The organism is Leisingera sp. ANG-DT, assembly GCF_000813785.1.
GTDB lineage: Bacteria > Pseudomonadota > Alphaproteobacteria > Rhodobacterales > Rhodobacteraceae > Leisingera.
The window spans coordinates 1995-27223 of sequence record NZ_JWLE01000027.1 but is presented as its reverse complement, the minus strand read 5'-3'; the positions used below and the strand labels follow the sequence as shown (position 1 = coordinate 27223).

Below are 25229 nucleotides of genomic sequence, written 5' to 3'. Positions count from 1 at the left end.
CCCTGGCAGTGAGGGGATCAGTATGCGCGAAGATGGGGGAATCTCAAAACATCGCGTGTCGGGAATGTTTGAGGGGTGGGTTGCCAGTTTGTGGCCAGGCATCAGCGCCGCCGCACGGGCCCCACAAACTTGTGACGTGACAGCTGCGGCGTTGTGGCTACCCTAGGGCGAATGATCCGAGCAGTTCTTTCTCTCTCCGCCGCCCTGCTGTGGGCTACTGCCGCTGCCGCCATGGGGCCGTCAAAACCCGCTGAATGCCTTGGCGCAACGCCCTGCGAACTGGGTGACCGCTCCTATCATGTGATGGAGCCGGAGGGCTGGGACGGGACCTCGCCCCTGCCGATTCTGCTGCATTTCCACGGCTGGTCGCGCACCGGGCGCCATGCGCAGAAAAGCGAGCGGGTGGGGGTCTCTGCCAAGCGGCGGGGTGTCTTGCTGGTGACGCCGAACGGGCGCAACAAGACCTGGGATTTCTGGTCCGCGGAAACAGAAGACGTTGCTTTTTCCGATCGGGTGCTGGCGGACGTCGCCAAACGCTACCCGGTTGATCCGGATCGCATTTACGTCTCCGGCTATTCCTATGGCTCGGCCATGGCCTGGCGGTATGTCTGCCACAGCGGCAATGATGTGGCGGCCCTGCTGGCGGTGGCAGGCACCATCCAGCAAACTGAGAATTGCACTGAGGCCCCGCGCGAGGTGCGCCATGTGCACGGGCTGAAGGATACGGTGATGGATTTCCCCTATGGCCCCGGCGGCGAGCGGACCTATCCGGTGGCGCTGTGGCGGGCGCGGCTGGGCTGCGGTGCGGCGCGGGCGCTGGGGCAGTGGCAGGTGGTGGAGTTCCTCAAGCTGGACCGCACGGTCTGGGCGGGCTGCGCTGGCGGACAGGTGGTGCTGGACACCCATCCGGGCGGCCATTTCATCCCGCATGGCTGGATCGGGCGGCAATTGGATGAGCTTTTGAACCTCACTCCCAGCTATCCTTGAGAGCAGGGGCGCAGAACCCTTGAACCTTGGCGCATTCTTTGCCATTGCCTCAGGTCAAACACGCATGTCTGCCAAGGGGTCCCCGACCAATGAAATTCACGCTTTCCTGGCTGAAAGACCACCTCGACACCGACGCCTCGGTGGAAGAGATCACTGATGCCCTGACCGATCTGGGCCTTGAGGTCGAAGAGGTCGTCAATCCGGCGGACGCGCTGAAGGATTTTACCCTCGGCTATGTGAAACACGCCGAGAAGCACCCGGATGCCGACAAGCTGCGGGTCTGCAAGGTGGACACCGACGAGGGCGAGCTGCAGATCATCTGCGGCGCACCGAACGCGCGCGAAGGCATCACCGTGGTGGTCTGCAAGCCGGGCATGTATATCCCCGGCCTCGACATCACCATCGGCGTCGGCAAGATCCGCGGCATCGAGAGCTTTGGCATGATGGCCTCCGAGCGTGAGCTGGAGCTGTCGGAAGAACATGACGGTATCATCGAGCTGCCCTCCGGCGCGGTTGGCGACAAGTTCGTGGACTGGCTGGCTGAGAATGATCCGGCCAAGGTCGATCCAGTTATTGAAATCGCGATCACCCCGAACCGCCCCGATGCGCTGGGCGTCTATGGTATTGCCCGCGACCTGGCAGCGCGCGGCCTCGGCACACTCAAGACCCGTGCGTTTGAGGCGATCCCGGGCGACTTTGCCAGCCCGATCAAGGTGACCATCGACGCCGACACGCTGGATGGCTGCCCCCTGTTTGCGGGCCGGGTGATCAAGGGCGTGAAGAACGGCCCCAGCCCGCAGTGGCTGCAGGACCGGCTGAAGGCGATCGGCCTGCGCCCGATTTCGGCGCTGGTGGACATCACCAACTTCTTCACCTTCGACCAGAACCGCCCGCTGCATGTGTTTGATGCCGCAAAGGTCGCGGGCGACCTGCGGGTGCACCGCGCGGCTGGCGGCGAGACGCTGAAGGCGCTCGATGAGAAGGAATACACCTTCGGCGCTGGTCAGATGGTGATTTCCGACGCCAACGGTCCCGAGAGCATCGGCGGCATCATGGGCGGCGAGGAAACCGGCTGCACCGAGGAAACCGTGGATGTGTTCCTGGAAAGCGCGTTCTGGGATCACGTGCAGATCGCCATGGCGGGCCGGGCGCTCAAGATCAACTCCGACGCGCGCTACCGTTTTGAGCGCGGTGTCGATCCGGAATACACCATCGAGGGCCTGCACCGCGCGACCCAGATGATCCTGGACCTGTGCGGCGGCGAGCCGTCCGAGGTCGTGATCGCGGGCGACGTGCCGGATCATTCCCGCGCGTACAAGCTGGATGCGGATCGTGTGCAATCGCTGGTGGGGATGGAAATTCCGGAAAGCGACCAGCGCCAGACCCTGACCCGCCTGGGCTTCCGTCTGGAGGGCAGCATGGCGCATGTGCCCAGCTGGCGCCCGGACGTGCAGGGCGAGGCCGACCTGGTGGAAGAAGTCGCGCGGATTGCTTCGCTGACCAAGCTGGTGGGCAAGCCGCTGCCGCGGCTGACCGATGGCATCCCGAAGCCGGTGATGACACCGCAGCAGCGCCGCCAGCAGATGGCACGCCGCACCTGCGCCAGCCTCGGCTACAACGAAGTTGTCAGCTACAGCTTCATCGACAAGGCCTCTGCTGCGCTGTTCGGCGGCGGCGATGATGCCACCATGCTGGCCAACCCGATCTCTTCCGAGATGTCGCATATGCGCCCGGACCTGCTGGCAGGCCTGCTGCAGGCTGCGGCCCGCAACCAGGCGCGCGGCTTCATGGACCTGGCGCTGTTCGAGGCAGGCCCTGCTTTCACCGGCGGCGAGCCGGGCGAGCAGGTCAATCAGATTGCGGGCCTGCTGGTTGGCCGCACCGGGCCCAAGGACGTGCATGGGGCCTCGCGCGCAGTGGATCTTTATGATGCCAAGGCCGACATCGAGGCGGTTCTGGCGGCCATCGGCGCCCCGGCCAAGGTGCAGGTCCTGCGCGAAGGGGCAGCCTGGTGGCACCCGGGCCGCCATGGCCGCATCTGTCTGGGGCCGAAAAAGACCCTCGGCGTCTTTGGCGAGCTGCACCCGAAGGTGCTGAAGGAGATGGGCATCAAGGGGGCCGCCGTGGCCTTCACCATCTTCCCGGATGAGATTCCGCTGCCGCGCAAATCCTCTGCCACCCGCCCGGCGCTGGCAATCAGCGATCTGCAGGCGGTGGAGCGGGACTTTGCCTTTGTCGTCGATGATAGCGTCGAAGCGCTGACCCTGGTCAATGCCGCGGCAGGTGCCGATAAGGCGCTGATCGAGGGTGTGCGCGTCTTTGACGAGTTCATCGGCGGCAGCTTGGGCGAGGGCAAGAAATCGCTGGCGATCACTGTGCGGCTGCAGCCCAGCGACAAGACGCTGAAGGAAAAGGACATCGAAGCGGTGAGCGAAAAGATCATTGCCAAAGTGAGCAAGGCTACCGGCGGCACCCTGCGGGGGTGACGGCGGGTCCAAGGCTTTTTGAAAAGCCTTGGCAAAAGTTTTGAGGAAAAGGGCGGCTCCCGGTTCCGGGGCCGCCCTTTTCCTTTGCGGCGGCGGTTCAGAACCTCATCTTCAGCCCAGTCAGGTAGTCGGCCAGAATGTCGAACACCAGGCGGATGCGGCGGCTGGTGTGCAGCTCGCGGTGGGTGGCCAGCCACAACGGGAACTCCAGCGTGGGCAAATCTTCCAGGTCCAAGGGCTCCACGTCGGGGCTTTTGCGGGCGATGGCATCCAGCATCGGCACAATGCCGAATCCCTGCCGTACCAGTTCCCAGGCCGCCAGGCCGCTGGTGGAGCCGACAGGGAAGTTCCCTTCGCTCAGCCGGATGCCGAGCGGCTCCAGGTAGCCGAGGAACTGAGGAATGTCGCCGAAGGACACGAAATCATGGGTGCTGAGGTCGGCGCGGCTGCGCGGGGTGCCGCGGCGTTCCAGATAGCTGCGGGCGGCATAGAAGCGGGCAGTGGTGTCCTGCATTTTGCGGGCGATCAGCTCCGGCTGTTCCGGGCGGACGTGGCGGACCGCGATATCGGCCTCTCGGCGTTGCAGGTCGCGGATGTCGTCCGCCGCAACAATCTCAATCCGCAGCCGCGGAGCCTGCTGGCGCAGCCGGTCCAGCACCCCGGGCAGGATATGGGCCGAGATGCCGTCGCTGGCAGTGATGCGCACCAGCCCCTCGATGGTCTGCGCCTGGCCGGTCGCGGCCAGCGCCAGACCGTCGGCGGCCTCGCCCATCCTGCGGCTGTGCGCCAGCAGTTCCCGCCCGGCTTCGGTGAGGGCCAGTGACCGGCCAAGGCGTTCGAACAGCAGCACGCCCAGCTCTGCCTCCAGTGCCGCAACCTGGCGCGACAATGTCGGCTGGGTGAGACCAAGCTTGCGTGCAGCTGCCGACAGTGAGCCGGTTTCAGCAGTGGCGAGAAAGGCACGGATATGGTTCCAGTCGGGGCTAATCATGCAAATACGTATAACACCCCTGCGGATTTCGGCAATTTATCCGTGGTTAATGTATAGATAGGGTGCGGGCAGCCAAGGAGACATGCGATGACCGCTGATGCCCGCTTTTGGAACAAGATCGCCCCGAAATACGCCAAGTCCAAGATCCGCGACATGGACGCCTACCGCTATGCGCTGGAGCGGACACGGTCCTATCTCAAGGCGGATGATACGGTGCTGGAACTGGGCTGCGGCACCGGCTCCACCGCCATTGAGCTGGCCAGCGGCGTCTCCAAAATTCTTGCAACCGATCTGTCTGAGGCGATGCTGGAGGTCGGCCGAGAGCGGGCTTGGGATGCAGGTGCCGGCAATGTCGAGTTTCAATGCTGCAGTGCCGGGCAGGCGCCTGAGGGGCCGTTTGATGCGGTCCTGGCGCATAACCTGCTGCATCTGCTGCCGGATCTGGAGGAGGTCCTGGACGGCGTCGCGGCACGGGTGAAGCCCGGCGGGCTGTTCATCTCAAAGACTCCCTGCTTGGGCGAAATGCGGGGCAGCTGGAAATACTGGCTGTTTTCGGCCGCCATTCCGCTGATGCGGCTGGCAGGCAAGGCGCCCAGCTTTGTGGACTTCATCGATATCCGCAGGCTGGAGGCCGCGGTGCAAAAGGCAGGGTTTGAGATCATCGAAACCGGGAACTACCCGGCCGATACCCCCGGGCGGTATCTGGTGGCGCGTCGGCGCTGAGGTTTGCCTTTGCAGCTTCCGCGCTAGGTAACGGGGTGGAGGCTGAAATGTTTGAAGACCGGATTTCCGCCGGGCTTCAGCTGGCCAAGGAACTGGCTGAACTGCCGATGACGGACCCCGTGGTGCTGGCGCTGCCGCGGGGCGGGGCGCCTGTCGCCCTGCCGATTGCGCAAGCCTTGCACGCGCCCATGGACCTGATCCTGATCCGCAAGATCGGCATGCCCTCCAACCCGGAGCTGGCCGCAGGGGCTTTGGCCGAAGGCAGCAATCCCATTTTCAATGGCGCGCTCTTGCAGGCCACCGGCATGAAGCCGGAAGATTTTGCACCCCATGTCGCGCAGGCCCGGGAAGAGAACGCCGCCCGCCGTGCCAGCTACTTGCAAGGCCGCGATCCGGTGGAACTGGAAGGCCGCACTGTGATCGTGGTGGACGACGGGATTGCCACTGGCGCGACCTTTATGGCGGCGCATTTCTGGCTCAAGGAACGCAAGCCCGCAGGGGTGATCCTGGCGGTTCCGGTTGCACCGCCGGAAGCGGTGGACGAACTGGGCTCCTTGGTGGATACTCTGGTCTGTTTGCTGAGCCCCAAGGAGTTTTGGGCGGTCGGCGCGCATTACAGGGATTTTACGCAAACCAGCGATGACGAGGTCATGGCCGCACTGGCCGCGGCCCCGAACGCTGGCGCAGGAAAGGACAAGACGTGGCATTGAATGTTTATCTCTCGGGCGAGATTCACACGGACTGGCGGGAACAGATCGTTGAGGGTGCAAAAGGGCTGGAGGTGAGCTTCAGCGCACCGGTGACGGATCACGACGCCAGCGATGATTGCGGCGTGGCGGTGCTGGGGGCCGAAGAGAACAAGTACTGGCACGACCACAAGGGCGCGATGGTTAACGCGATCCGCACCCGCAAGGGGATTGCGGACGCCGATGTCGTGGTCGTGCGCTTTGGGGACAAGTACAAGCAGTGGAACGCGGCCTTTGACGCGGGTTATGCCGCAGCGCTGGGCAAGTCGATCATCGTGCTCAGCCCGCCGGAGCATCAGCACGCGCTGAAAGAGGTCCATGCTGCCGCGCTGGCGGTGGCAGAGGAGCCGCGCCAGGTGGTCGAAATCCTCACCTATGTGCTGACCGGCAAGCTGCCTGCATGACACCTCCCGTGCTTGAGACGGAACGGCTGATCCTGCGCCCGCACGGGGTGCAGGATTTCGAAGCCGTGGCGGCACTTTGGGCGGAGCCGGAGGTGGTGCGTTTCATCTCCGGGACACCCTCGGCGCCGGAGGAAAGCTGGACAAGGCTGCTGCGTTACATCGGTCACTGGCAGGCGCTGGGCTATGGCTACTGGGCGGTGACCCTGCGGGAGAGTGGCCGGTTCATCGGCGAGGTGGGTTTTGCCGACTACCAGCGCAGCATGGAGCCGCCGCTGGCAGGGGTGCCGGAAGCGGGCTGGGTGCTGGCGCCGGAAGTGCATGGGCGGGGAATGGCTACCGAAGCGGTTGGGTGCATCCACGAGTGGGCGGCAGAGGCCACGGACTGGGCGGAAACCGCCTGCATCTTCGATCCGGCCCATACGGTGTCGCACCGGGTGGCGCTGAAGCTGGGGTATGCACCTGCGGGCGAGGCCCTGTATCGGGGCAACCCAACTTTGGTCATGAAACGGCCTGTCAGCCGGTGAAGCTGGAAACATTCCTGTATTTCAATGTTTTGCGGTGTTCGAATTGCACTTGGAAAAGCTGTGATCGCTGGAACGGAGCAACGGTTCTTTAACGGGAGCGGGCTAGTTTTCCCGTGACAAATAATAGATCGAAATGGCACCGCTCTCTCCGGAGGGCGGTGATCGGGACTGCTGAATGACGAACCGCCGCCGCCCTCCCATGCAAGTCACCCCGCTGGTCGAAGATGCGGGGCTGTTCAAGCGCGAGGTGCGCGATGTGCCGGTGGAGCTGGTGCCGGTGTTCAGCCGTAACAACCGCGGCGATCTGGTGGTGAAGGGGCTGGTCAGCCCGGGCGCCGAGATTGAGGTGATCTTTGCCGGCCGTCGGCTTAGAGAAGCCGCAAGCCTTGTCGAGCGGATGAAGCAACTGCGGATGCAGGGGGCGCGATCGGCACTGAACGGCCATGAGGCAATGAACCAGATCAGTCGGCTGCGCCTGCCTGTGCGGGTACGCGGCACCTGGCGGCTGCGGTTCGAACCTGACGCTTCTGGCTGGGAGGTCAAGAGCTACCAGTTGCTTGCGGCACAATGGGGCTTTACCGATCTGGAAGGGTATACGGTGCTGGCCGGCTGGCCGCCGGCAGAACCTGAAAACAGAGTGCAGGACCGCGCGCGGGAGGCCAGAGCCCGGAATGCGGCTGTTCGCGCTATGCAGGCCGCGCGGGAACGTTAATCCCCTGAACCCGGAACGCGGAAACGCCCCGCCAAAGGCGGGGCGCCAGGCCCAACGGGGTGCGGCCCCGGCAGGGGCCAAAGTCAGGCGGGAGCGCCTCAGCCCGCTTTCTTGATTTCCACCGCATGGGGATAGGGGATGGAGATGCCCTTGGCATCAAAGGCTTCCTTCACGCCCTGAGTGAGGGCGAATTTCACCTCCCAGTAATCATCCGCCTTGCACCAGACCCGCGCTGTGAGATCGACCGAGCTGTCGCCCAGGTTGGTGACCCGCACCCAGGGTTCCGGATCTTGCAGAACCCGTGCGTCTGCGGTGGCCTGTGCCAGAATGACCGCCTTGGCGGTGTCGGCGCTGTCGCCATAGTCGATGCCGAACACCAGGTCGACACGGCGGGTAGGGTGGTGCGAGAAGTTGGTGATGACCGAGCCCCAGGCCTGGCCGTTGGGGACGATGATCTGCACGTTGTCCGGTGTTGCCAGCTCGGTCACGAACAGGTTCACGTCCTTCACCGTGCCGGCGGTGCCGCCGATGTCCACATACTGGCCGATCTTGTAGGGGCGGAACAGGATCAGCATGAACCCCGCCGCCAGATCGCTAAGCGTGCCCTGCAGCGCCAGGCCGATCGCCAGTGTGGCGGCGCCCAGCATCGCTACCAGGCTGGTGGCCTGAATGCCGAAGATGCCGAGGATGGCAACCAGCACCACCGCCAGCAGCGCCCAGCGGATCATGCTGGCAGCGAAATTGCCGAGCGTCGGGTCGATCTGCGGTGTCCTATTGATGCGGTTACGCACCGCGCCGCTGATCCAGCCGGTGGCGATCCAGCCGAGGATCAGCACCACCAGCGCCTTGACGCCGCTTACCAGCAGCGGCCAGTAGGCCCCGGCCTGTTCAATCAATTGTTCCATCAGTTTCAATCCCTTGCAAACGCGCTAAAGGAGCGGAAGCCCGCCCCTTTGCAATTCCTTGATGCCGGTGCACCGGCGTTATTTTTTCAGCGAGTCGCGGATTTCCAGCAGCACGTCAAGTTCTGTCGGCCCGGCGGGCGCTTCCTCTGCCGGAGCCTCTTCCTGCCCCTCCATCGCGTCGCGGGCGCGGTTCACGGATTTGACCAGCAGGAACACCACCCAGGCGATGATCAGGAAGTTCAGCACCGCCATCAGGAAGGAGCCGTAGGCAAAGACCGAGGCACCGGCTTCGCGCGCGGCCTCCAGCGAGCTGTAGCTGGCGCCATCGCCACCTAGCACGGCGAAGTTGTTGGTGAAATCCACCCCGCCGGTGAACAGGCCGATAATCGGGTTGATCAGATCATCAACCATGGACTTCACGATCGCGGTGAAAGCGGCACCGATAATGATCCCCACCGCCATATCCATCACATTGCCCTTGGCAATGAAGGCCTTGAACTCGTCCAGCATATCCGTTTCCTTTCCATCCCTGCCGCGCTGTTTATGCGCTTCAGGCTAGGAGCGGCGTTTCACTCTGTAAACGGGGAATATCAGGCTGGAAACGCCTCAACCGCAGGGCGGCATAAGGGGCGGCCGCCGGGCCGCCCCTGGGGAGATCATAGCAGCTCGAATTCGTCTGCACCCAGATCCTCTTCAGCCTCCGGATCTGCCTCTGCGTGATCCTCCAAACTCAGTGCTGCCATCAGGTCCTGACCGGCCAGGTCTCCGGTGGCTTCGAGAGCGTCGTCATAGGCGGCCAGCAGGTCGTCCGCACTTTGGAAGCCGCCCTCCGGCGCGTCGATGCGGTGCAGCTCTTCCTGCGCGCCGTCCTCTCCGGTTCCGTAAAACACCACCGACTGCACAGCGGACAGGTCACCGCCGATATCTTCCGACAGGAAGTAGGACAGGTAGTTGTCAAACGTCGGTTCCGTGCCTTCGGGCAGGGCGGGGATGCTGTAGGGGTTCGGGTCCGGTTCTTCGTCCAGGATGAAGGTGCCGCCCAGCGGGTCGCCGGAGTCAGAGAACACCTCGCCGAAGAAGACCTTCTCATAAGTGGGCTCTTCCGGGTCCTCGGGCTCTTCCGGCTCCTCCGGATCGCCGCTCACGCCTTTGATGGAGCCTGCGTCATTGGTGGTGGAGGTGGCGCGGATACCGAAGATGTCGATCTCGTCCAGGCTTTCGATGTCCAGCGAGACCGTCATCGTGTCACCGGTCTGCAGGTAGGTTTCCTTGTCTTCGCCCTCCGGCCCCAGGCCGGGGTCGCTCAGCTCCGTGGCTTCGTCCCATTGCACCTTTTCGCCGTCCAGGCGGGTGCCGTTCATGTTCAGCGGGCCGCTCAGGGACTCGCTGGAGCCGGAAAAATCATCATCCCCGAAGTAGATGGCGTTCACGTCCATGGCGCCGTCGTCGACGGTGATGTCAGCAAAGAATTCGCCGTTTTCCTCGTAAACGGTGACGGTGTAGGCAAGGCCGTCCACCGCGTAGGTAAAGATCTTGGAAGTCTCGGGCATTGATTTGCTTTCACTCGTGACCGGAAATGGTTGCGCAGGCTTGCCCTGCCGGCCGCTGCTGTCCGGACATGCCGCAATTTCACAAATTTGCCTCATTTTTAACAAAATTGAGGTGAGCTAAAAACCACCTCTGCGGGAACAAAGCTGGCTGATTGTCTCCATTGGATAAACGGCAAATGAGTCGTTCCGGTCTTCAGGGCAGCAGCATCCAGACCGCAACCGCCGCCAGAACGGCGCCGAACAGCACATTCAGCCGACGGGCGCCGGCGGAGGTTCGGAACAGCTTGGCGATCCTGCCGCCGGCCAGGGCCCAGACCGTGAAGGCCAGCAGGTTGTTGAGAGTGAAGACGGTTGTGATCAGCAGCACCGGCAGCAGCCGGCCGTCCTCCTCCTGGGCCAGGAACTGCGAGAACATCAGCGCGATGATCACGTAGGCCTTGGGGTTCAGCACCAACAGCACCGCCCCATCTGTGAAACCGGCCGGCTGCGGCTCCTGTGCGCCGCTCAGCACCCCGGCCCGGACCAGTTTCCAGGCGAGCCACAGGACATAGAGAGAACCTGCGGTCTTGAGCACCGCAAACAGCTGCGGCGCCTGGTCCATAACTGTCAGGAAGCCCAGCCCGATCGCAGCTGTCACGATCCAGGTCGCCAAGTGATAGCCTGCATTGGCCGGAACCGTTGCAGCAAAGCCGAAGCGCGCGGCATTGGCGGCAAAGAACAGGTTGCCGGGACCGGGGCTGTAGGCCAGCGGAAACAGGAACACGATCAGAGCGGCGGCGGTCTGGAGCATCTGGAAAACCTCTTGGTGCGGCTCCAGAAACGCCATTTCCGCAGGTCCGGTCGATCCGGTTCTTGCGCAAAGGGGCACAGAAAAAGCCCCGCCGGTTTGGCGGGGCTTTCTTTGGATTTCCTGCCGTACAGCGGGAAGTTACATTTTGATTGCGTCTTCCGCAGAGATGCAGTCCAGGCCCAGGGCCTCGCCGACCGCGGCATAGGTCAGCTTGCCGGCGTGCACGTTCAGGCCGTTCAGCAGGTGACGGTCGTCGGCGCAGGCCTGACGCCAGCCCTTGTTGGCCAGGTTCAGCATGAACGGCAGGGTCGCGTTGCCCAGTGCCTGGGTCGAGGTGCGTGCCACGGCGCCCGGCATGTTGGCCACGCAGTAGTGCATGATGCCGTCGACCTCATAGATCGGGTCGGCGTGGGTGGTCGCCTTGGAGGTCTCGAAGCAGCCGCCCTGGTCGATGGCAACGTCCACCAGCACTGCGCCCGGCTTCATCTCGGAGAGCTGTGCGCGGGACACCAGTTTCGGGGCTGCCGCACCGGGGACCAGCACCGCGCCGATCACCATGTCGGCGTCGCGCACCAGCTCGGCGGTGGCGCCGGCGGTGGAGTACTGGTTCTTGAACGTGCGGCCGAAGACGTCGTCCAGGTACTTCAGGCGGGTCAGCGAACGGTCGAGGATGGTGACATCCGCGCCCATGCCGGCCGCGATCTTGGCTGCGTGGGTGCCGACAACACCGCCGCCGATCACCACCACCTTGGCCGGGGCCACGCCGGGGACGCCGCCCATCAGCACGCCGCGGCCGCCGTTGGCCTTCTGCAGGGTGTACGAGCCAACCTGCGGTGCCAGACGGCCGGCCACTTCCGACATCGGCGCCAGCAGCGGCAGGCCGCCGCGGTCGTCGGTGACGGTCTCGTAAGCGATTGCGGTACAACCGCTTTCCAGCAGGTCGTGGGTCTGTGCCGGATCGGGTGCCAGGTGCAGGTAGGTGAACAGCAGCTGGCCTTCGCGCAGCATCTTGCGCTCAACCGCCTGGGGTTCCTTCACCTTGACGATCATGTCGGCGGTGGCAAAGATTTCCTCGGCGGTGTCCAGGATCACGGCACCGGCGGAGACATAGTCCTCGTCGGTGAAGCCTGCGCCCAGGCCGGCGCCTTGCTGGATGACAACCTCGTGGCCGCGCAGGACGGCCTCGCGGGCGGCGTCCGGGGTCATGCCGACGCGGAATTCCTGCGGTTTGATTTCGGTGGGGCAGCCGATTTTCATCTGAGTATCTCCTCAAAACTCTCTGCGGTCATATTGCCGCAGGCGGCCCGGAATGTGCTGCTTATTTGGGCAGAATAAAAACATGCGTTTCGAAGATTCTTCGCGTAATATGGCAGGACACAGCAAGGATCTTCGCAAAATGTCGCTGGACGAAACAGATCGTCGCATTCTCTCGGTTCTGCAAAAGCAGGGGCGCATCTCCAACGCGGACTTGTCGGAGCGGGTGAACCTGTCGGCCTCGGCCTGCCACAGGCGGGTGCAGCGGCTGGAGGCGGAAGGGTATATCCGTGATTATGTCGCGCTCTTGGACGCGCGCAAGATGAACGTGCCGTCGACGGTGTTTGTGGAGATCACCCTGTCCGGCCAGGCGGACGAAGTTCTGGACGCGTTCGAGAAGGCGGTATCGCGGATTCCGGATGTGCTGGAGTGCCATCTGATGGCGGGGACGGCGGACTATATCCTCAAGGTGGTGGCGGAGAACACCGAGGATTTCGCCCGCATCCACCGCCAGCATCTGGCGCGCCTGCCGGGGGTGGCGCAGATGCAGTCGAGCTTTGCATTGCGCACGGTGTTCAAGACCACGGCGCTGCCGGTCTGAGGCAGGATTTTGGGGGGTGGCATGCGTGCACCCCCTGTGCACCCCCTGTGCACCGGGGAGGCGGATTTTCAGGCCGGGCCGGGGTAAGTGAACAGCAAAAGGTGGGTGAGGTTGAAGGCGAAGTGCATCAGCACCGGCACGTAAAACCGCCCCGCGCCCCAATAGCCCAGCCCGCAGGCCAGCCCCAGAAGCGCGGCGAATGCGGCCACTGCAGGTCCGGCGCCGATGTGGGCGAGGCCGAACAGCAGGCTGGCGGCGGCGATGCCTGCCGCCGGGCCGAAGCGGCGGCTGAGGCCTTGCTGCAGGTAGCCGCGGAAGAAGGCTTCCTCTGCCAGGCAGGTGAGCAGCAGGTTTGAGGCCATCCACAGGAGGAGCCAGTCCGGCAGCGACGGCTCCAGTTCCAGCGCGCCGGTGAGCAGGGCCAGCGGCAGCAGGGCGGCGAGGATCAGAAGGCCGGAGATCAAGGCGCGCCTGCCTGCCGGATCATTGCGCTGCAACAGGGCAGGCCAGGCCAGCAGCAGAGCGAAGAACACCAGCGGCTTGTCGAGGTTCAGGTGCAGGGAGTACGGCGCGCTGGCGGGACCGGCCTGCACCTGGTCCAGGATCAGAAGGTTGCGCACTCCCGGCAGCAGATGTGCGCCAAGCGTCAGCGACCACAGCACCAGCACCGCGTGGCCGATCAGCCTGGCGGGGCCGCGGGTGCGGGGGATGAAGGCGGCAAACAGCAGCCCGGTGGCCAGCGCCATCAGCGCGATTGGTTCCAGATGCCCGAGGGCCAAAGCAACGCCGCCGAAGACCGCGAGCAGGGCAAAGGCCAGTCCGCGCTGGCCGCTCCAGCCTGCAGCAAGCGCTGCCATCAGGATCAGCCAGGGCCAGGTTTGGGGCAGGGAGGATAGAACAAAGCTCATGGCGTGCACATAAACCGCTCATCTGCCCGGTTTCCAGCAGGTGGCGCAGGGGCATTGCTCTTTTTGCGCTTGAACCTGCCCGGGAATTCCGCTTGCCTTAAAGGGAGCTGCAGCCGGGCGGGTGACATCAAGCCGTCATATGGAACCGCTAGAAAGCAGCACTTGCACCAGCTGACAAGGAAGGAACCCGCCCGTGACCCGCGAATTTGAGACCGCCTCTCTCGACTGGCTGGAAGCGGAACTGCAGGACACGCTGGACGAGGACATCGAGATCGAGTTTTCCGAGCCGATGCTGAGCCAGGAGATCCGCAAGGTCTACCGCGAGCAGCACCCGGAGATGCTGGACCGGCAGGTTTATTTCCGCAACCTGCTGCGGCTGCAGGCGGAGCTGATTAAGGTGCAGGACTGGGTGCAGCACACCGGCGCCAAGGTCTGCATTCTGATGGAAGGCCGCGACAGCGCCGGCAAGGGCGGGGTAATCAAGCGGATCACCCAGCGGCTGGACCCGCGGGTGGCGCGGGTTGTGGCACTGCCGGCGCCGAACCGCCGCGAGCAAAGCCAGTGGTATTTCCAGCGCTATGTGCCGCATCTGCCCGCAGGCGGTGAGATCGTGCTGTTCGACCGCTCCTGGTATAACCGGGCCGGCGTTGAGCGGGTGATGGGCTTTGCCAGCGAAGACCAGGTCGAACAGTTCTTTCAGGACGTTCCCGAATTCGAGCGGATGCTGGTGCGCTCTGGCATTATCCTGCTGAAGTACTGGTTCTCGATCACCGATGAGGAACAGCAGCTGCGGTTTTTGATGCGCATCCACGACCCGATGAAACAGTGGAAACTGTCGCCGATGGATCTGGAGAGCCGGATCCGCTGGGAACAGTACACCAAGGCCAAGGAGGCGATGTTCAAGCGCACAAACATCCCCGAGGCGCCCTGGTACATTGTCGAGGGCAACGACAAGAAGCGCGAGCGGCTGAACTGCATCGAGCACCTGCTGACCAAGATTCCTTATGAAGAGGTGCAGCACGAGAAGGTCGAGCTGCCGGACCGCAAGTACAATCCGGATTACGAGCGCCAGGTGCTGCCGGATGAGCTGTATGTGCCGAAGATCTACTGAGACATGACGGAACAGCAGAAAGGGGCGTGCCTAGGCGCGCCCCTTTCTTGTTTGCCCGGTGGGAGTATCAGAACAGGAAGTCGCCGGAGTTCAGCTGCTGTTCTGTGATGCCGGCCAGCAGCATACTGTCGCCATCGCTGTCGGTGATCAGCAGGCCGTTAGCGGTCTGAGTGGTGTGGTTGTTCATCAGGTCGCTGTAGCTGGTGATACCGTCGGCATCGCCCAGGTCGATCCGCTCGCCGCTGGTGTTCACGCTGAAATCGGTGACGGTGTCATTGCCGTTGCTGAAGACAAACAGGTCAGCACCGCTCTTGCCGGTCAGGCGGTCATTGCCGTCGTCGCCGTCCAGGGTATCCTTGCCGCTGCCGCCATACAGAATGTCATTGCCGGTGCCGCCCCACAGCTTGTCATTGCCGTAGCTGCCCCGCATGGTGTCGTTGCCGCTGCCGCCCCAGAGCCGGTCGTAGCCGGCCCCGCCGCCGATGGAGTCATCGCCGCCGTTCCCGGAGATTTTGTCGTAGCCTTCATCGCCAAGCAAGGTGTCGCGTCCGGTGCCGCCGTACATGCGGTCGCCCTGGCTGCCGCCCCGCAGGTTGTCGTTGCCGCCCTCGCCATAGACGGTGTCATTGCCTTCGTTGCCCTTGAGGCTGTCGTTGCCGCCGCTGCCGGTCAGCTTGTCGTCGCCGTCCAGGCCGTCCAGGGTGCCGGCGCTGCCCAGGGTCAGGACATCGTCGCCCATGGTGGGCTGGCTTGTGCCGCCGCCACCGCCGCCGGAGCCGCCGCCTGACCCGGTGTCCAGCTGCAGTTCGGCGCTGGTCTTGGCGAAGTTCTGGGTGACCATCACGGCATCCCAGCCTTTGAAGTTGCCCTGCTCGATGCCGATGCCGATCACTTCGACATTGGCGTTCAGGATGTTGGCGCGGTGGCCGGGGCTGTTCATCAGCGAATTGTGCAGGTCGATCACGTCATCGGCCAGGCCGGGCGCGCCGCGCTCGCTTTGCCAGGCGATGTTTTCCGCCCAGGTCCAGCTGCCGGAGAAGACAAAGCCCGCGTCCTTCATCCGGTCGCCGGCGCTGGAGCCGCCCGAACCGGTGTGCGAGAACACATCCGCTTGCAGCATCCATTCGCTGTGATCCTCGGCGGAATCATTGAGCCGCAGCTCCAGCTGTACCGGGTTAAGCCCGCGCGAAGTGCGCTCGGCGTTGATCAGCTCGAGCATCTGCCGCTCGAGTTCGCTTGCCTGTGACATCGTTAACTGCTCCATGAGTGTGCCGGACCTCCGGCGGTGCGCCATCCGGTTAAAGGAAATTGTTTCCGCCGGAAGTCGGACGGGGCGGTTTTGCGGTTTTACGGCGGAGGCCTGCCCGTTGAGCGGCGGATGGTACGCGGATTTCTGCGCGTTTTGCCGGTTTGGACCGTTGCGGCCCCGCCACGGAGGCCGGCGGCAATTGTCTGCTGCCTTGCCGGCCACTTGACGGGGGCAGGGGATTCGCCCTGGCGCACGGGCAGCAGGCAGGCGGCGAGGATGGAATCAGAGGCCTGGAAACGGTCCGGACGCTGCCGGGGGGTGGCAGCGTCCGGTAAAATTGAAAACCCGGGAGAGACGAGCCTTGTTTGCAGGGACCAAGACCAGCGCCGGTAATCGGGGGGAAGCGCCGTCTGCCCAGGGTTTCGGGTAACCGGGAGTTCCAAGCCCGGCCGGCGGGGCAATGGTTAGGGAAACGCAACTGATTTGCCCTGCCGTGATCCCTGTATAGCAGAAGGTGGCAGGGAAATACACCCTAAAGATGTATTTGTAATCAATTTGATATTTTTACGTGTGCCGCAAAGGAGGCAGACCGGCCTGCCGGGGCGCTGGGCTACCCGAAAGGGGTGCCGCAAATGACAAACCCCCGGGCAGGGCCGCGGGGGTCGTCTGAACGTATGTTCCGGCGTGATCCGGGGATCTGCCGTAGTGCTGTCCAAAGCTGGAGAGCAAGGGTATGCTTAGAGCAGACCTTCGCGCTGGGCTTTCTTGCGTGCCAGTTTACGGGCACGGCGGATCGCTTCAGCTTTCTCGCGCGCTTTTTTCTCGGACGGCTTTTCGAAATGTTGCTTGAGCTTCATTTCGCGGAAGACGCCTTCACGCTGCAGCTTTTTCTTCAGGGCACGGAGCGCCTGATCGACGTTGTTGTCGCGAACACTAACCTGCATGTGGTTTTCACCACCTTTCTAAGTTGAGTTGCAAGGATTTGCAGGAGGTGGCCGTATAGCAAAGCGCGCAAATTTTGTCTAGTAGGGTGTCAGCACGCCGCAAGCGGGAGGGTGAGATGACCGAAGACCACGATCACGCACAGGACGATATCAAGGATAAACTGCTGGATGCGGCGCTGAATCATGTGCCGTTTGACGGCTGGTCGGAGGTGACCTTCCGCGCCGCCTGCCAGGATGCGGATGTGCCGGAGGTGCTGGCCCATGCGGTCTGTCCGCGCGGCGGCGTCGACCTGGCGCTGGCGTTTCACGCCCGCGGCGATTCGCGGATGCTGGAGCGGCTGGAGGCCGAGGACCTTTCGGGGATGCGGTTCCGCGACAAGGTGGCGGCGGCGGTGCGGTTCCGGCTGGAAGCGGTCGAGGACAAGGAGGCGGTGCGCCGCGGCACCACCCTGCTGGCGCTGCCGCAATATGCCGGCGATGGCGTCAAGGCGATCTGGACCACCTGCGATCTGATCTGGGACACGCTGGGCGACGGATCGGACGATCTGAACTGGTACACCAAGCGCGCCTCGCTGGCCGGTGTCTATTCCGCCACCGTGCTGTACTGGCTGGGTGATGACAGCCTGGAGCATCAGGCGACCTGGGATTTTCTGGAGCGGCGCATTGATAATGTGATGGACTTCGAGAAGCTGAAGGCCGGTCTGCAGAAGAACCCGCTCCTGAAGCCCTTGCTGGTGGGACCGAACTGGCTGGCCGAACAGATCAAGCCGCCAAAGGGGCGGGACGATCTGCCGGGGTCGGTTGATCCCCGGCGGTAGGGCAGCGGGCTGGCCCGGTTTGCTGCTTCCCGCTGGATTGAGAAATCCGGTTCACCCGCCCGCGGGCACCGGGTGTAGACAGAATGCCGATGTGATTCCAGAATTGGTGCCAAGTTCCCTTTACTTGGTATTCCGGTTGGAGAGGAAACACGATGGCGGATATCTTTCAGTCGCTCGATACGCTCGACAGTGAAAAACTGCAGATGGTCGTGGATCGCCTGGAGTACCGGGGCACCTACCCGCCTTTTGTTGCCATGCGGGAACGGTATTTTGACCGGCTGCCGCTGGAGCGCTGCCGCGAGGTGCTCGATATGGGATGCGGAACCGGCGTTGTCACCCGAGCCTTGGCGGCGCGTCTGCCCGGGGAGGCCCGTTTGACGGGAACCGACTTTTCCGCAGAGCTGATCGGGGTGGCCCGGCGGCTGGCTGCCGAGGAGGGTCTTGACGGCCGGATCTCATTTGACGTTGCCGATAGTCACGGCACCGAGGCAAATCAGGACCAATACGACCTGGTTGTGCTGCATACGCTGCTCAGCCACGTCACCAGCCCCGCCCAGGTTCTGAAGGAGGCCGCCCGTGTCACTGCCTCGGGTGGCCATGTGGTGGTCTTTGACGGCGACTATGCCTCGATCACATTCGGCGCAGGCGATCCGGCTCTGAATGACGAAGCGCTGCAGGCGTTGCTGAAAACCGTTGTGGCCCACCCGCGGGCGATGCGCCAGTTCCCTGAACTGGTTGCCGGGTCGGGCCTGGAATTGGCGGATTTCCTGCCTGAGATTCTCGCCGAGGCCGGTAAGGCGGAGTTTTTCGAGAGCATGCTGGACAGCTACAGGCCCGCGATGGTGGCGGCGGGCCACATCAGCGAAGCGGCAGCGCGGCAGTGGTCGGAGACGCATCATGCAGCCTCAGCCGCGGGAACCTTTTTCGGGTCCTGCAACTTCGTGTCCTATATCCTGCGCAAGCCCTGACAACGGGGAATCCGCCCTGCTGTTGCAAGGCCCCGGGATGGCGCTGTCCGCATTCCGCCCCAACTGCGGCGCCTTTGCTGTTTGCGCGCATCGGGCCGGATGCTAGGCAGGAGGCAAGGATCAGGAGGATATCAGCCGATGACAGAGATGATGCGCGCGGTGGAGATCACCAAACCCGGCGGGCCGGAGGTGCTGCAGCTTTGCCAGCGCCCGGTGCCGCAGCCGGGCCACGGCGAGGTGGTGATCAAGGTGGCCTACGCCGGCGTGAACCGCCCCGATGCGCTACAGCGCGCAGGCGCCTATGATCCGCCCAAGGGCGCCAGCGACCTGCCGGGGCTGGAGGCTTCGGGCGAGGTGGTGGCGGTAGGCGCAGGCGTCAGCGGCATCGCGGCGGGCGATCAGGTTTGCGCGCTGCTGCCCGGTGGCGGTTATGCGGAGTATGTGGCGACCCCTGCGGCGCATTGCCTGCCTGTTCCAGCCGGACTGGACCTGAAACAGGCCGCCTGCCTGCCGGAAACCTTCTTTACCGTCTGGTCCAACGTTTTCACCCGCGGTGGTCTCAAAGCCGGGGAGCGGTTTCTGGTGCATGGCGGCTCGTCCGGCATCGGCACCACCGCCATCCAGCTGGCCAGGGCGTTCGGGGCGCGGGTGTTTGCAACTGCGGGTTCGGATGAAAAATGCCAGGCCTGCCTGGACTTGGGCGCGGAGCGGGCGATCAACTACCGCGACGAGGACTTCGTCAAGGTGATGCGGGAGGAAGGCGGCGCCGATCTGGTGCTGGACATGGTCGGCGGCGATTACATCCCGCGCAACATCAAGGCGATGGCCGAGGACGGGCGGCTGGTGCAGATCGCCTTTCTGCAAGGCCCCAAGGTGGAGCTGAACTTTGCCCTGATGATGGTCAAGCGGCTCACGCTGACCGGCTCGACCCTGCGTCCGCAAAGCGATCTGGCCAAGGCGCAGATTGCGCAGGACTTGGCGGAGGCGGTCTGGCCGCTGATCGAAGCGGGCAAGGTGGCGCCGGTGATGGACAGCGAATTTACGCTGGAGGAGGCCGCTGCGGCCCACGCCCGGATGGAAGGCTCCGGCCATATCGGCAAGATCGTCCTGAAGGTGGCCTGACGGCCTCAATCAGTCACAGCAAAGGGCCGGCGGATGCGCCGGCCCTTGTTTTTTTTGGCGTCACATGTTCACTCCACCGCGCGCCGGTACAGATGCCAGGTTGCATGCCCCAGCACCGGCACTACGATGATCAGCCCGGCCAGGAAGGGGATTGATCCGACGATCAGCGAAACGCCGACGATCACACCCCAAGCCATGCAGACCATCGGGTTCTTGCGCAGAACCTTGATCGAGGTTGCCACCGCCACCGGCAGGCCGACATGGCGGTCCATCAGGAGCGGGAAGGACACCAGACTCATCGCCAATGCGGCAAAGGCAAAAACCGCGCCCACGATGCCGCCGCTGATCGACATCATCCAGCCCTCGCGGGTGGTCAGCACATCGCCGATAAAGCCCATGATCGAGGCCGGCGGCTCCGGACCCAGGGTGCGGCTGTAGATCATGTCCGCCGCCACAAGCCAGATGATGAACAGGGCTGCCAGATACAGGCCCAGCACCAGGATAGCACCAAAGGAGGGCGAGCGGATCACCGCAAAGGCATCCATCCAGCGGGTCTCCAGCCCGGCCTCGCGGCGCGAGGACATTTCATAAAGCCCGACCGCTGCGACGGGTCCGAGAATGGCGAAGCCCATGATCATCGGCACGATGAGCGGCAGCAGGTTCATCGACAGGCTCATCACTATGAGCGCGATGCCGATGATTGGGTAAAACAGCACCAGGAACATCGCGTCGGAGCGGCAGGCGGCAAAATCCTCCAGCCCGGCGGCCAGCGAATGGATGATGTCGTCCATGCTGAGCTTGCGTGCTTCGGGCATTGCCGCGGCGCCGGTGCTGCGCATCTCGCCGACTGTTTGGCCAACGTGGTGGGAGGTGGTCTCTGCACCCTGCAGAAGCCAGCTGAGCGGGTTACCGATTGTTTTTGCCATGCGCTTCCTCCTTCTCGCTGACCAAAACGGAGTGCCGTTCAGGCAGGGCCGGGCGCGGCACAAGGGTAATTGTAGCACGAAATGCGGCGATTTCCGCTTCACAGGCTATTTACTGCCGGTAAAATTGTCTTGGATCAGTTCAATGCTCCAAGGCGGGCGAGAACCTCGTCAATTGCCTCCACTTCGGTTTCGCACAGCAGTTTGGTGACCTGCGTGCTATGGCCCCCGAAAAACGTCTGGACATAGTGGCCGCGCCAGCCCGTTCCGGAGCATCTTTTCAGAAAGAGCTGGTCGTTGCCGCTGTAGTTGATGTGGTGGCGCCCCAAGGAGAACTCACGGTAGTTTGAATTGAACTCCGCCACCCCGGCAAAGGGCAAGAAGCCTTCGAACCCCTGAGCCAGAAATGGATCCTCAAAATACACGGCTTCGTGGTTTTCTTCTCTGAAAAAGACGTCCAGGCGACCGGAATGATCGAGCAGGTACTCAAAGATCAGGGAGGTTTCTGCCGGAATTATCCTGCTGTGCCCGGTTTTTCCGCCGGGCCGGGGTCCGTCCGTGGCAACATAGTCGCTGCCGACCGCAAGACAGGAAATGCGGCCTGCAGTCAGCCTGTCCTGCGCAGAGGATGGCGCCGCAGCGACTGTCAGCAGAAGCGCAAAGAGGACCCTCATCGTAATTTCTCCTGCGCAACAGTCTAGCAAACTGGCGCGAGTGTGTCATCGGTCCCCCGAAAACAGCAGGCGGTCTCAGCGCATAGGAGCAAAGCGGGCGTTCTTCAGCGTGCAGTCCTTGATCACGTCCCGCCCGCAGGGCACCGGCTCCAGTGCCTTGGACAGGCAGATGCGGGCCTCCTGGATGGCGCCGTCGCGGCAGGTGATGGTCAGGCTGTCGCGCGTCAGTTCCGGGTTTTCCTGCAGGAACGCCTGTTCAACGACAGAGGCGGGCAGGGTCACGGGCTTCTCAAGCCTGCGGAAGGCAGCGGGGCGGGTGATGCGCCCGTAGGCTTCGCGCATGGCTGTGTAATAGTCCCGCGCGCTGAGGCCGGAGCAGGTGCCGTGTTTTTTCCACTGGTGCCAGGCGAGGCCGGCGCTGCCCATGATGCCGGCCATGTCCCGGCTCATTGCACGGCTGGGCGGCGCCTCTGCGGTGCGGCAGTAGCTGGGCCAGCCGCGGTGGTATTGCGGCCAGAGGCCATGCAGGGTCCAGCCGTAGTCATGGCGGGCGTCACACTGGTCCGCATTGCGTGCATCACCTTCCAGCGCACACCAGTTCGGCGACCAGCTGAGCGACAGCACGTAATAGTCGAAGTCGCCCGCAGGTTCGCCGTCTGCCGCGGCAAGGGCGGGCAGCAAGGCAAGAAGGGCCGCAAAAACACCTGTGAACAACTTGCGCATTGGCCTCTTTCCTTATGCAATGATGCCGACTATATAGGGCGGAAGTTCCCCGACAACGGAAACCTGCCCCGGAACGCCGGGGACGCCATTTCAGGCGGCGGGAGAGATGTATCCGGGGATCAAAGGTGTTTTAAGGAGATGAGCACATGGCAAAACCGTTGATGGCCAAGGCAACCGCCGTGTGGCTGGTGGACAATACCACGATCAGCTTCAAGCAAATCGCGGATTTCGTGGGCATGCACGAGCTGGAGATCCAGGGCATCGCCGACGGTGAAGTGGCGGTCGGCGTCAAAGGGTTCGACCCGATGGCGAACAACCAGCTGACCCAGGAAGAGATCGACAAGGCGCAGGCCAATCCGCTGCACAAGCTGAAGCTCAAGTTCAACCCGGCCGCGGCCGGCGAGGAAAAGCGCCGCGGTCCGCGCTACACTCCGCTGTCCAAGCGCCAGGACCGTCCGAACTCGATCCTGTGGCTGGTCAAGTTCCACCCGGAACTCAGCGACGGCCAGATCGCCAAGCTGGTGGGCACCACCAAGCCGACCATCCAGTCGATCCGCGAGCGCACCCACTGGAACATTGCCAACATGCAGCCGATCGACCCGGTGGCGCTGGGCCTGTGCAAACAGTCCGAGCTGGATTCCGCCGTGCAGAAGGCCGCGGCCAAGAAGGCAGCCGAAGGCGGCGTGATGAGCGACGACGAACGCCGCAAGCTGGTGTCGACCGAGCAGTCGCTGGAGATGGATGCCGAGCCGAAGATCCCGAGCGCCATCGAGGGGCTGGAAACCTTCACCCTGGGCGGCGGCCTCAACGACGACGAAGAAGAGAAGAAGGAAGAGAACGTCCTGGACGCCGACAGCTTCTTCAACCTGCCGTCCGGCGGCGATGACGAGGATGACGAAGAGGACAACCGCTTCTGATCCGGATCTGTCCGGCCTAGGGCAGCCGGGCTGGCCGGCAAACGGAAAATCTGTAAAAAGCCGCAGATCCGATGCTCCGGATTTGCGGCTTTTTCTGTTAGAATTGAGTCTCAATCATACAAGATGTTGACTGCGCGCTGGTTTTTCGCGCAGCATGATGTTGCAGTGCGGCCGTGTTCCAGGCCGCCTGCGGGGTGTTTTGTTTGCGGGGCAGGTCTCTGGAAAAGGGGCCGTTGCGCGATGTGAAAGGGACAGTGGTTAGCGAGTTATGCCAAAGGTCCGGCCTGTTGTGCCGGTCCGTGCAGGGATGGCAGGAGTATTGGTTATGGACGCATCCGGGGGTGCGGCGCTTGGGGAAAGCGGCCGCTTGGATCTAAGGCAATTGTCGGTCTTGAGCGGCCGGGAGTTTTGCCAGGCATTCACGGATCAGATGGCGCTGGGATTTGGCGCGGATCTGGTCACGGTGAGCCTGTTGCAGATCGCGGAGGCCGACTACCTGAAGGTGGTGGCCAGCTGGTTTGACGGGCTGCAGCTGGGGGACTTCGAATATGACGCGCGCGGGGCGCCGTGCCACGATGTGGTGCTGAGCGGTGCGGCACAGGTTGTTCCGGACCGGGTGCAGCAGCTGTATCCCGAAGACGCGATGTTCATCGAGGAAAACATCAACAGCTATGCCGGGGTGCCGCTGAAAAACGCCGCTGGCGCCGTGGTCGGCCTGGTGCAGGCGGCCTGGCGGCAAGAACCGGGAGAGGCACTGGCAGCGGAGGCTGTGGCTCACATGCAGCAGTTTGCCCCGCGCCTGGGGGCGGAGCTGGCCGGGCTGCAGCAGGTGGCGGCGCTGACGGCGCTTGCCCAGGGGCCGGGCAGCCTGCCGCTGCGGGCGGCGCTGCAGCAGCTGGCGGAGCAGTTGCAGAAGGCCTTCCGGGTGCGGTTTGCCTTCATAGCTGAATTCAATGCGGACCGCCCTGACGGTTACCGGGTGCTGGCCGCCTGCGAGGGCGGGCAGGCCGTGGCCGGGATTGAGGATGCCGTTGTGCCCTATCAGGGCACCCCCTGCAGTTTCCTGCGGGAGGGGGAGCCGTTCCTGGTGCCGGAGGGGCTGCAGGAGATGTTTCCGGCGCAGGCGCACATGCGGGCGCCGGGGCTGCACTCTTATCTGGGCGTGCCGCTGCGGGATGCTGAGGGGCAGCTGGCCGGGCATTTTGCGCTGCTGCACGACCGGGAAATCGGGGAAGATATCAGCAAGGACCCTCTGATCGGGGTGTTTGCCCGGCGGGCCGGCCTGGTGCTGCAGCGCCGCCGGGCCGAACGGCGGCGGCGCCAGGCGGAACAGGCGCTGCTGTTGCGCCACAAGACCGAAAGCCTGGGGCTGCTGGCCGGCACCATCGCGCATGAGTTCAACAATCTGCTGGCCTCGATGCAGGGCGGCAGCGAACTGGCGCTGGCGCATCTGGAGGCGGCCCACCCGGCGGTTGCGCATGTGCAGATGGTGGGGGACGGGCTGCGCGACTCGGCGCGGCTGATGCGGCAGCTGCTGGGCTATGCCCGGGGCGGCGGCACGCCGCAGCCGGAGGCCTGTGATCTGAACCGGATCGTGCGTGAGACGCTGGCGCTGGTGCCGTCAGAGTGCAAGCTGGGCAAGGCGGTGGTGCTGGATCTGGCGGGCGGGGAACTGACTGCTCAGATCGACCCGGCGCAGGCAGGCCAGCTGCTGATGCAGGCGGTGCTGAATGCGGTGGAGGCGATCGGCCCCGGCGCAGGCACCGTGACGGTCGCAACCCGGCGCATCAGCCTGAGTGCGGCGGAGCGGCGGCGGCTGCTGAAGGGACGGAAGATGCCCGCGGGCGATTGCCTGCTGCTGGAGGTGCGCGACACCGGCGGCGGCATGGGTCAGGACACAATGGCGCGGATATTCGACCCGTTCTACACCACCAAGCCCGGCGGCCGCGGGTTGGGGCTGGCGGCGGCCATGGGCATCATCAGCAGCCACCGGGGCGGGCTGGCCGTGGACAGCCGGGAGGGCGGCGGCAGTATCTTCCGCTTCTATTTCCCGGCGGGCACGGCAGACGCTGAGCGGACGCCTGACGCCGCTGTGAGGCCGGTTCTCCGCAGGGGTCAGGCGCGGCGGTTCCTGGTGGTCGATGACGAAGATACGGTGCGCCGGGCCGTGGCAGGCTTGCTGCAGCTGCGCGGCTGCGA

Annotated in this window: 26 protein-coding genes; 14 read left to right on the top strand and 12 right to left on the bottom strand. The window is 63.9% G+C overall.

What is annotated here, in order from left to right; translation table 11 throughout:
* Positions 1–171 precede the first annotated feature (171 nt).
* Both RA21_RS18305 and pheT read left to right on the top strand, forming a co-directional pair.
* Positions 172–987, top strand: coding sequence for an alpha/beta hydrolase family esterase (locus tag RA21_RS18305; protein WP_039151614.1), 816 nt, complete (start codon positions 172–174; stop codon positions 985–987).
* Between the two features lie 89 nt (positions 988–1076).
* Entirely contained in the window at positions 1077–3473 is a 2397-nt protein-coding gene (gene pheT / locus RA21_RS18300; RefSeq protein ID WP_039151612.1) for a phenylalanine--tRNA ligase subunit beta, read from the top strand.
* A 97-nt stretch (positions 3474–3570) separates the two neighbouring features.
* Here the strand turns inward: pheT and RA21_RS18295 are convergent, their stop codons facing one another.
* A complete protein-coding gene (locus tag RA21_RS18295; protein WP_019298258.1) occupies positions 3571–4464 on the bottom strand; it encodes a LysR family transcriptional regulator in 894 nt (297 codons plus the stop codon).
* An 87-nt stretch (positions 4465–4551) separates the two neighbouring features.
* Here RA21_RS18295 and RA21_RS18290 point away from each other — a divergent pair, with 87 nt between their 5' ends.
* The 5 genes from RA21_RS18290 to RA21_RS18270 all read left to right on the top strand — a co-directional run bounded on the left by RA21_RS18290 (position 4552) and on the right by RA21_RS18270 (position 7573).
* The gene (locus RA21_RS18290; RefSeq protein ID WP_039151610.1) at positions 4552–5187 is read left to right on the top strand and encodes a class I SAM-dependent methyltransferase; all 636 of its coding nucleotides are present in this window, start codon (positions 4552–4554) and stop codon (positions 5185–5187) included.
* 47 nt (positions 5188–5234) lie between these two features.
* Entirely contained in the window at positions 5235–5897 is a 663-nt protein-coding gene (locus RA21_RS18285) for a phosphoribosyltransferase (RefSeq protein ID WP_039151608.1), read from the top strand.
* Entirely contained in the window at positions 5888–6337 is a 450-nt protein-coding gene (locus RA21_RS18280; protein WP_029205037.1) for a YtoQ family protein, read from the top strand. Before RA21_RS18285 ends, RA21_RS18280 begins: the two co-directional genes overlap by 10 nt.
* Positions 6334–6861, top strand: coding sequence for a GNAT family N-acetyltransferase (locus RA21_RS18275; protein WP_019298254.1), 528 nt, complete (start codon positions 6334–6336; stop codon positions 6859–6861). The genes RA21_RS18280 and RA21_RS18275 overlap by 4 nt, the downstream gene beginning before the upstream one ends.
* A 175-nt stretch (positions 6862–7036) precedes the next feature.
* Positions 7037–7573 carry a hypothetical protein gene (locus tag RA21_RS18270; RefSeq protein ID WP_039151606.1) on the top strand — a complete coding sequence of 179 codons (537 nt, stop codon included), beginning with the start codon at positions 7037–7039 and terminating at the stop codon, positions 7571–7573.
* A 98-nt stretch (positions 7574–7671) separates the two neighbouring features.
* Here RA21_RS18270 and RA21_RS18265 read toward each other — a convergent pair whose 3' ends face one another.
* The 5 genes from RA21_RS18265 to ald form a co-directional block, all read right to left on the bottom strand.
* Positions 7672–8478: a mechanosensitive ion channel family protein gene (locus RA21_RS18265; RefSeq protein ID WP_019298252.1), complete on the bottom strand. Its 807-nt coding sequence runs from the start codon at positions 8476–8478 to the stop codon at positions 7672–7674.
* Positions 8479–8556: 78 nt separating this feature from the next.
* A complete protein-coding gene (gene mscL, locus RA21_RS18260) occupies positions 8557–8988 on the bottom strand; it encodes a large conductance mechanosensitive channel protein MscL (protein WP_039151604.1) in 432 nt (143 codons plus the stop codon).
* A gap of 146 nt (positions 8989–9134) precedes the next feature.
* The gene (locus tag RA21_RS18255; protein ID WP_039151603.1) at positions 9135–10028 is read right to left on the bottom strand and encodes a hypothetical protein; all 894 of its coding nucleotides are present in this window, start codon (positions 10026–10028) and stop codon (positions 9135–9137) included.
* A gap of 193 nt (positions 10029–10221) precedes the next feature.
* Complete coding sequence (locus RA21_RS18250) at positions 10222–10818, bottom strand: LysE family translocator (protein ID WP_039151643.1); 597 nt, start codon at positions 10816–10818, stop codon at positions 10222–10224.
* A 138-nt stretch (positions 10819–10956) separates the two neighbouring features.
* Complete coding sequence (gene ald / locus RA21_RS18245; protein WP_039151601.1) at positions 10957–12075, bottom strand: alanine dehydrogenase; 1119 nt, start codon at positions 12073–12075, stop codon at positions 10957–10959.
* A gap of 139 nt (positions 12076–12214) precedes the next feature.
* Here ald and RA21_RS18240 point away from each other — a divergent pair, with 139 nt between their 5' ends.
* A complete protein-coding gene (locus tag RA21_RS18240) occupies positions 12215–12673 on the top strand; it encodes an Lrp/AsnC family transcriptional regulator (RefSeq protein ID WP_008556791.1) in 459 nt (152 codons plus the stop codon).
* 68 nt (positions 12674–12741) lie between these two features.
* Here RA21_RS18240 and RA21_RS18235 read toward each other — a convergent pair whose 3' ends face one another.
* Positions 12742–13581, bottom strand: a complete 840-nt coding sequence (locus RA21_RS18235) for a CPBP family intramembrane glutamic endopeptidase (protein ID WP_039151599.1) — start codon at positions 13579–13581, stop codon at positions 12742–12744.
* 193 nt (positions 13582–13774) lie between these two features.
* Between RA21_RS18235 and ppk2 the strand changes: the two genes are divergently transcribed.
* Positions 13775–14692, top strand: coding sequence for a polyphosphate kinase 2 (ppk2, locus tag RA21_RS18230; protein WP_019298245.1), 918 nt, complete (start codon positions 13775–13777; stop codon positions 14690–14692).
* A gap of 67 nt (positions 14693–14759) precedes the next feature.
* Here ppk2 and RA21_RS18225 read toward each other — a convergent pair whose 3' ends face one another.
* Together RA21_RS18225 and rpsU are read right to left on the bottom strand one after the other, a co-directional pair.
* On the bottom strand, positions 14760–15941 hold the full coding sequence (locus tag RA21_RS18225; protein ID WP_039151641.1) for a CAP domain-containing protein: 1182 nt from the start codon (positions 15939–15941) through the stop codon (positions 14760–14762).
* A 737-nt stretch (positions 15942–16678) separates the two neighbouring features.
* Positions 16679–16885, bottom strand: a complete 207-nt coding sequence (gene rpsU / locus RA21_RS18220; protein WP_005614280.1) for a 30S ribosomal protein S21 — start codon at positions 16883–16885, stop codon at positions 16679–16681.
* A gap of 116 nt (positions 16886–17001) precedes the next feature.
* Here rpsU and RA21_RS18215 point away from each other — a divergent pair, with 116 nt between their 5' ends.
* From RA21_RS18215 to RA21_RS18205, 3 genes are all read left to right on the top strand, one after another.
* Positions 17002–17703, top strand: coding sequence for a COQ9 family protein (locus RA21_RS18215; protein ID WP_039151597.1), 702 nt, complete (start codon positions 17002–17004; stop codon positions 17701–17703).
* A gap of 152 nt (positions 17704–17855) precedes the next feature.
* Positions 17856–18671 carry a methyltransferase domain-containing protein gene (locus RA21_RS22110; RefSeq protein ID WP_052257711.1) on the top strand — a complete coding sequence of 272 codons (816 nt, stop codon included), beginning with the start codon at positions 17856–17858 and terminating at the stop codon, positions 18669–18671.
* Positions 18672–18809: 138 nt separating this feature from the next.
* A complete protein-coding gene (locus RA21_RS18205; protein ID WP_039151595.1) occupies positions 18810–19793 on the top strand; it encodes an NAD(P)H-quinone oxidoreductase in 984 nt (327 codons plus the stop codon).
* A gap of 68 nt (positions 19794–19861) precedes the next feature.
* On the opposite strand, the gene RA21_RS18200 is transcribed toward RA21_RS18205, so the two are convergent.
* The 3 genes from RA21_RS18200 to RA21_RS18190 all read right to left on the bottom strand — a co-directional run bounded on the left by RA21_RS18200 (position 19862) and on the right by RA21_RS18190 (position 22113).
* The gene (locus tag RA21_RS18200; RefSeq protein WP_019298240.1) at positions 19862–20719 is read right to left on the bottom strand and encodes a DUF2189 domain-containing protein; all 858 of its coding nucleotides are present in this window, start codon (positions 20717–20719) and stop codon (positions 19862–19864) included.
* 134 nt (positions 20720–20853) lie between these two features.
* Positions 20854–21390, bottom strand: a complete 537-nt coding sequence (locus tag RA21_RS18195; protein WP_039151593.1) for a hypothetical protein — start codon at positions 21388–21390, stop codon at positions 20854–20856.
* A gap of 75 nt (positions 21391–21465) precedes the next feature.
* Positions 21466–22113 (bottom strand): ribonuclease T2 family protein, encoded by a 648-nt coding sequence (locus RA21_RS18190; RefSeq protein WP_039151591.1) that lies wholly within the window; start codon positions 22111–22113, stop codon positions 21466–21468.
* A gap of 146 nt (positions 22114–22259) precedes the next feature.
* Between RA21_RS18190 and RA21_RS18185 the strand changes: the two genes are divergently transcribed.
* On the top strand, positions 22260–23030 hold the full coding sequence (locus RA21_RS18185; RefSeq protein ID WP_039151588.1) for a DUF1013 domain-containing protein: 771 nt from the start codon (positions 22260–22262) through the stop codon (positions 23028–23030).
* A gap of 325 nt (positions 23031–23355) precedes the next feature.
* On the top strand, positions 23356–25229 hold a 1874-nt coding region (locus RA21_RS18180), incomplete at its 3' end, for an ATP-binding protein (RefSeq protein WP_241483527.1).

Bases quoted from the DNA above. Each gene is read 5' to 3' on its own strand.
- pheT (WP_039151612.1), top strand. From the start codon at position 1,077: ATGAAATTCACGCTTTCCTGGCTGAAAGACCACCTCGACACCGACGCC.
- RA21_RS18240 (WP_008556791.1), top strand. From the start codon at position 12,215: ATGTCGCTGGACGAAACAGATCGTCGCATTCTCTCGGTTCTGCAAAAG.
- RA21_RS18295 (WP_019298258.1), bottom strand. From the start codon at position 4,464: ATGATTAGCCCCGACTGGAACCATATCCGTGCCTTTCTCGCCACTGCT.
- RA21_RS18235 (WP_039151599.1), bottom strand. From the start codon at position 13,581: ATGAGCTTTGTTCTATCCTCCCTGCCCCAAACCTGGCCCTGGCTGATC.
- RA21_RS18250 (WP_039151643.1), bottom strand. From the start codon at position 10,818: ATGCTCCAGACCGCCGCCGCTCTGATCGTGTTCCTGTTTCCGCTGGCC.
- RA21_RS18270 (WP_039151606.1), top strand. From the start codon at position 7,037: ATGACGAACCGCCGCCGCCCTCCCATGCAAGTCACCCCGCTGGTCGAA.
- RA21_RS18190 (WP_039151591.1), bottom strand. From the start codon at position 22,113: ATGCGCAAGTTGTTCACAGGTGTTTTTGCGGCCCTTCTTGCCTTGCTG.
- RA21_RS18305 (WP_039151614.1), top strand. From the start codon at position 172: ATGATCCGAGCAGTTCTTTCTCTCTCCGCCGCCCTGCTGTGGGCTACT.
- mscL (WP_039151604.1), bottom strand. From the start codon at position 8,988: ATGCTGGACGAGTTCAAGGCCTTCATTGCCAAGGGCAATGTGATGGAT.
- RA21_RS18215 (WP_039151597.1), top strand. From the start codon at position 17,002: ATGACCGAAGACCACGATCACGCACAGGACGATATCAAGGATAAACTG.
- RA21_RS22110 (WP_052257711.1), top strand. From the start codon at position 17,856: ATGGCGGATATCTTTCAGTCGCTCGATACGCTCGACAGTGAAAAACTG.
- RA21_RS18265 (WP_019298252.1), bottom strand. From the start codon at position 8,478: ATGGAACAATTGATTGAACAGGCCGGGGCCTACTGGCCGCTGCTGGTA.
- rpsU (WP_005614280.1), bottom strand. From the start codon at position 16,885: ATGCAGGTTAGTGTTCGCGACAACAACGTCGATCAGGCGCTCCGTGCC.
- RA21_RS18205 (WP_039151595.1), top strand. From the start codon at position 18,810: ATGACAGAGATGATGCGCGCGGTGGAGATCACCAAACCCGGCGGGCCG.
- RA21_RS18290 (WP_039151610.1), top strand. From the start codon at position 4,552: ATGACCGCTGATGCCCGCTTTTGGAACAAGATCGCCCCGAAATACGCC.
- RA21_RS18225 (WP_039151641.1), bottom strand. From the start codon at position 15,941: ATGTCACAGGCAAGCGAACTCGAGCGGCAGATGCTCGAGCTGATCAAC.
- ald (WP_039151601.1), bottom strand. From the start codon at position 12,075: ATGAAAATCGGCTGCCCCACCGAAATCAAACCGCAGGAATTCCGCGTC.
- RA21_RS18195 (WP_039151593.1), bottom strand. From the start codon at position 21,390: ATGAGGGTCCTCTTTGCGCTTCTGCTGACAGTCGCTGCGGCGCCATCC.
- RA21_RS18185 (WP_039151588.1), top strand. From the start codon at position 22,260: ATGGCAAAACCGTTGATGGCCAAGGCAACCGCCGTGTGGCTGGTGGAC.
- RA21_RS18285 (WP_039151608.1), top strand. From the start codon at position 5,235: ATGTTTGAAGACCGGATTTCCGCCGGGCTTCAGCTGGCCAAGGAACTG.
- RA21_RS18200 (WP_019298240.1), bottom strand. From the start codon at position 20,719: ATGGCAAAAACAATCGGTAACCCGCTCAGCTGGCTTCTGCAGGGTGCA.
- RA21_RS18255 (WP_039151603.1), bottom strand. From the start codon at position 10,028: ATGCCCGAGACTTCCAAGATCTTTACCTACGCGGTGGACGGCCTTGCC.
- RA21_RS18275 (WP_019298254.1), top strand. From the start codon at position 6,334: ATGACACCTCCCGTGCTTGAGACGGAACGGCTGATCCTGCGCCCGCAC.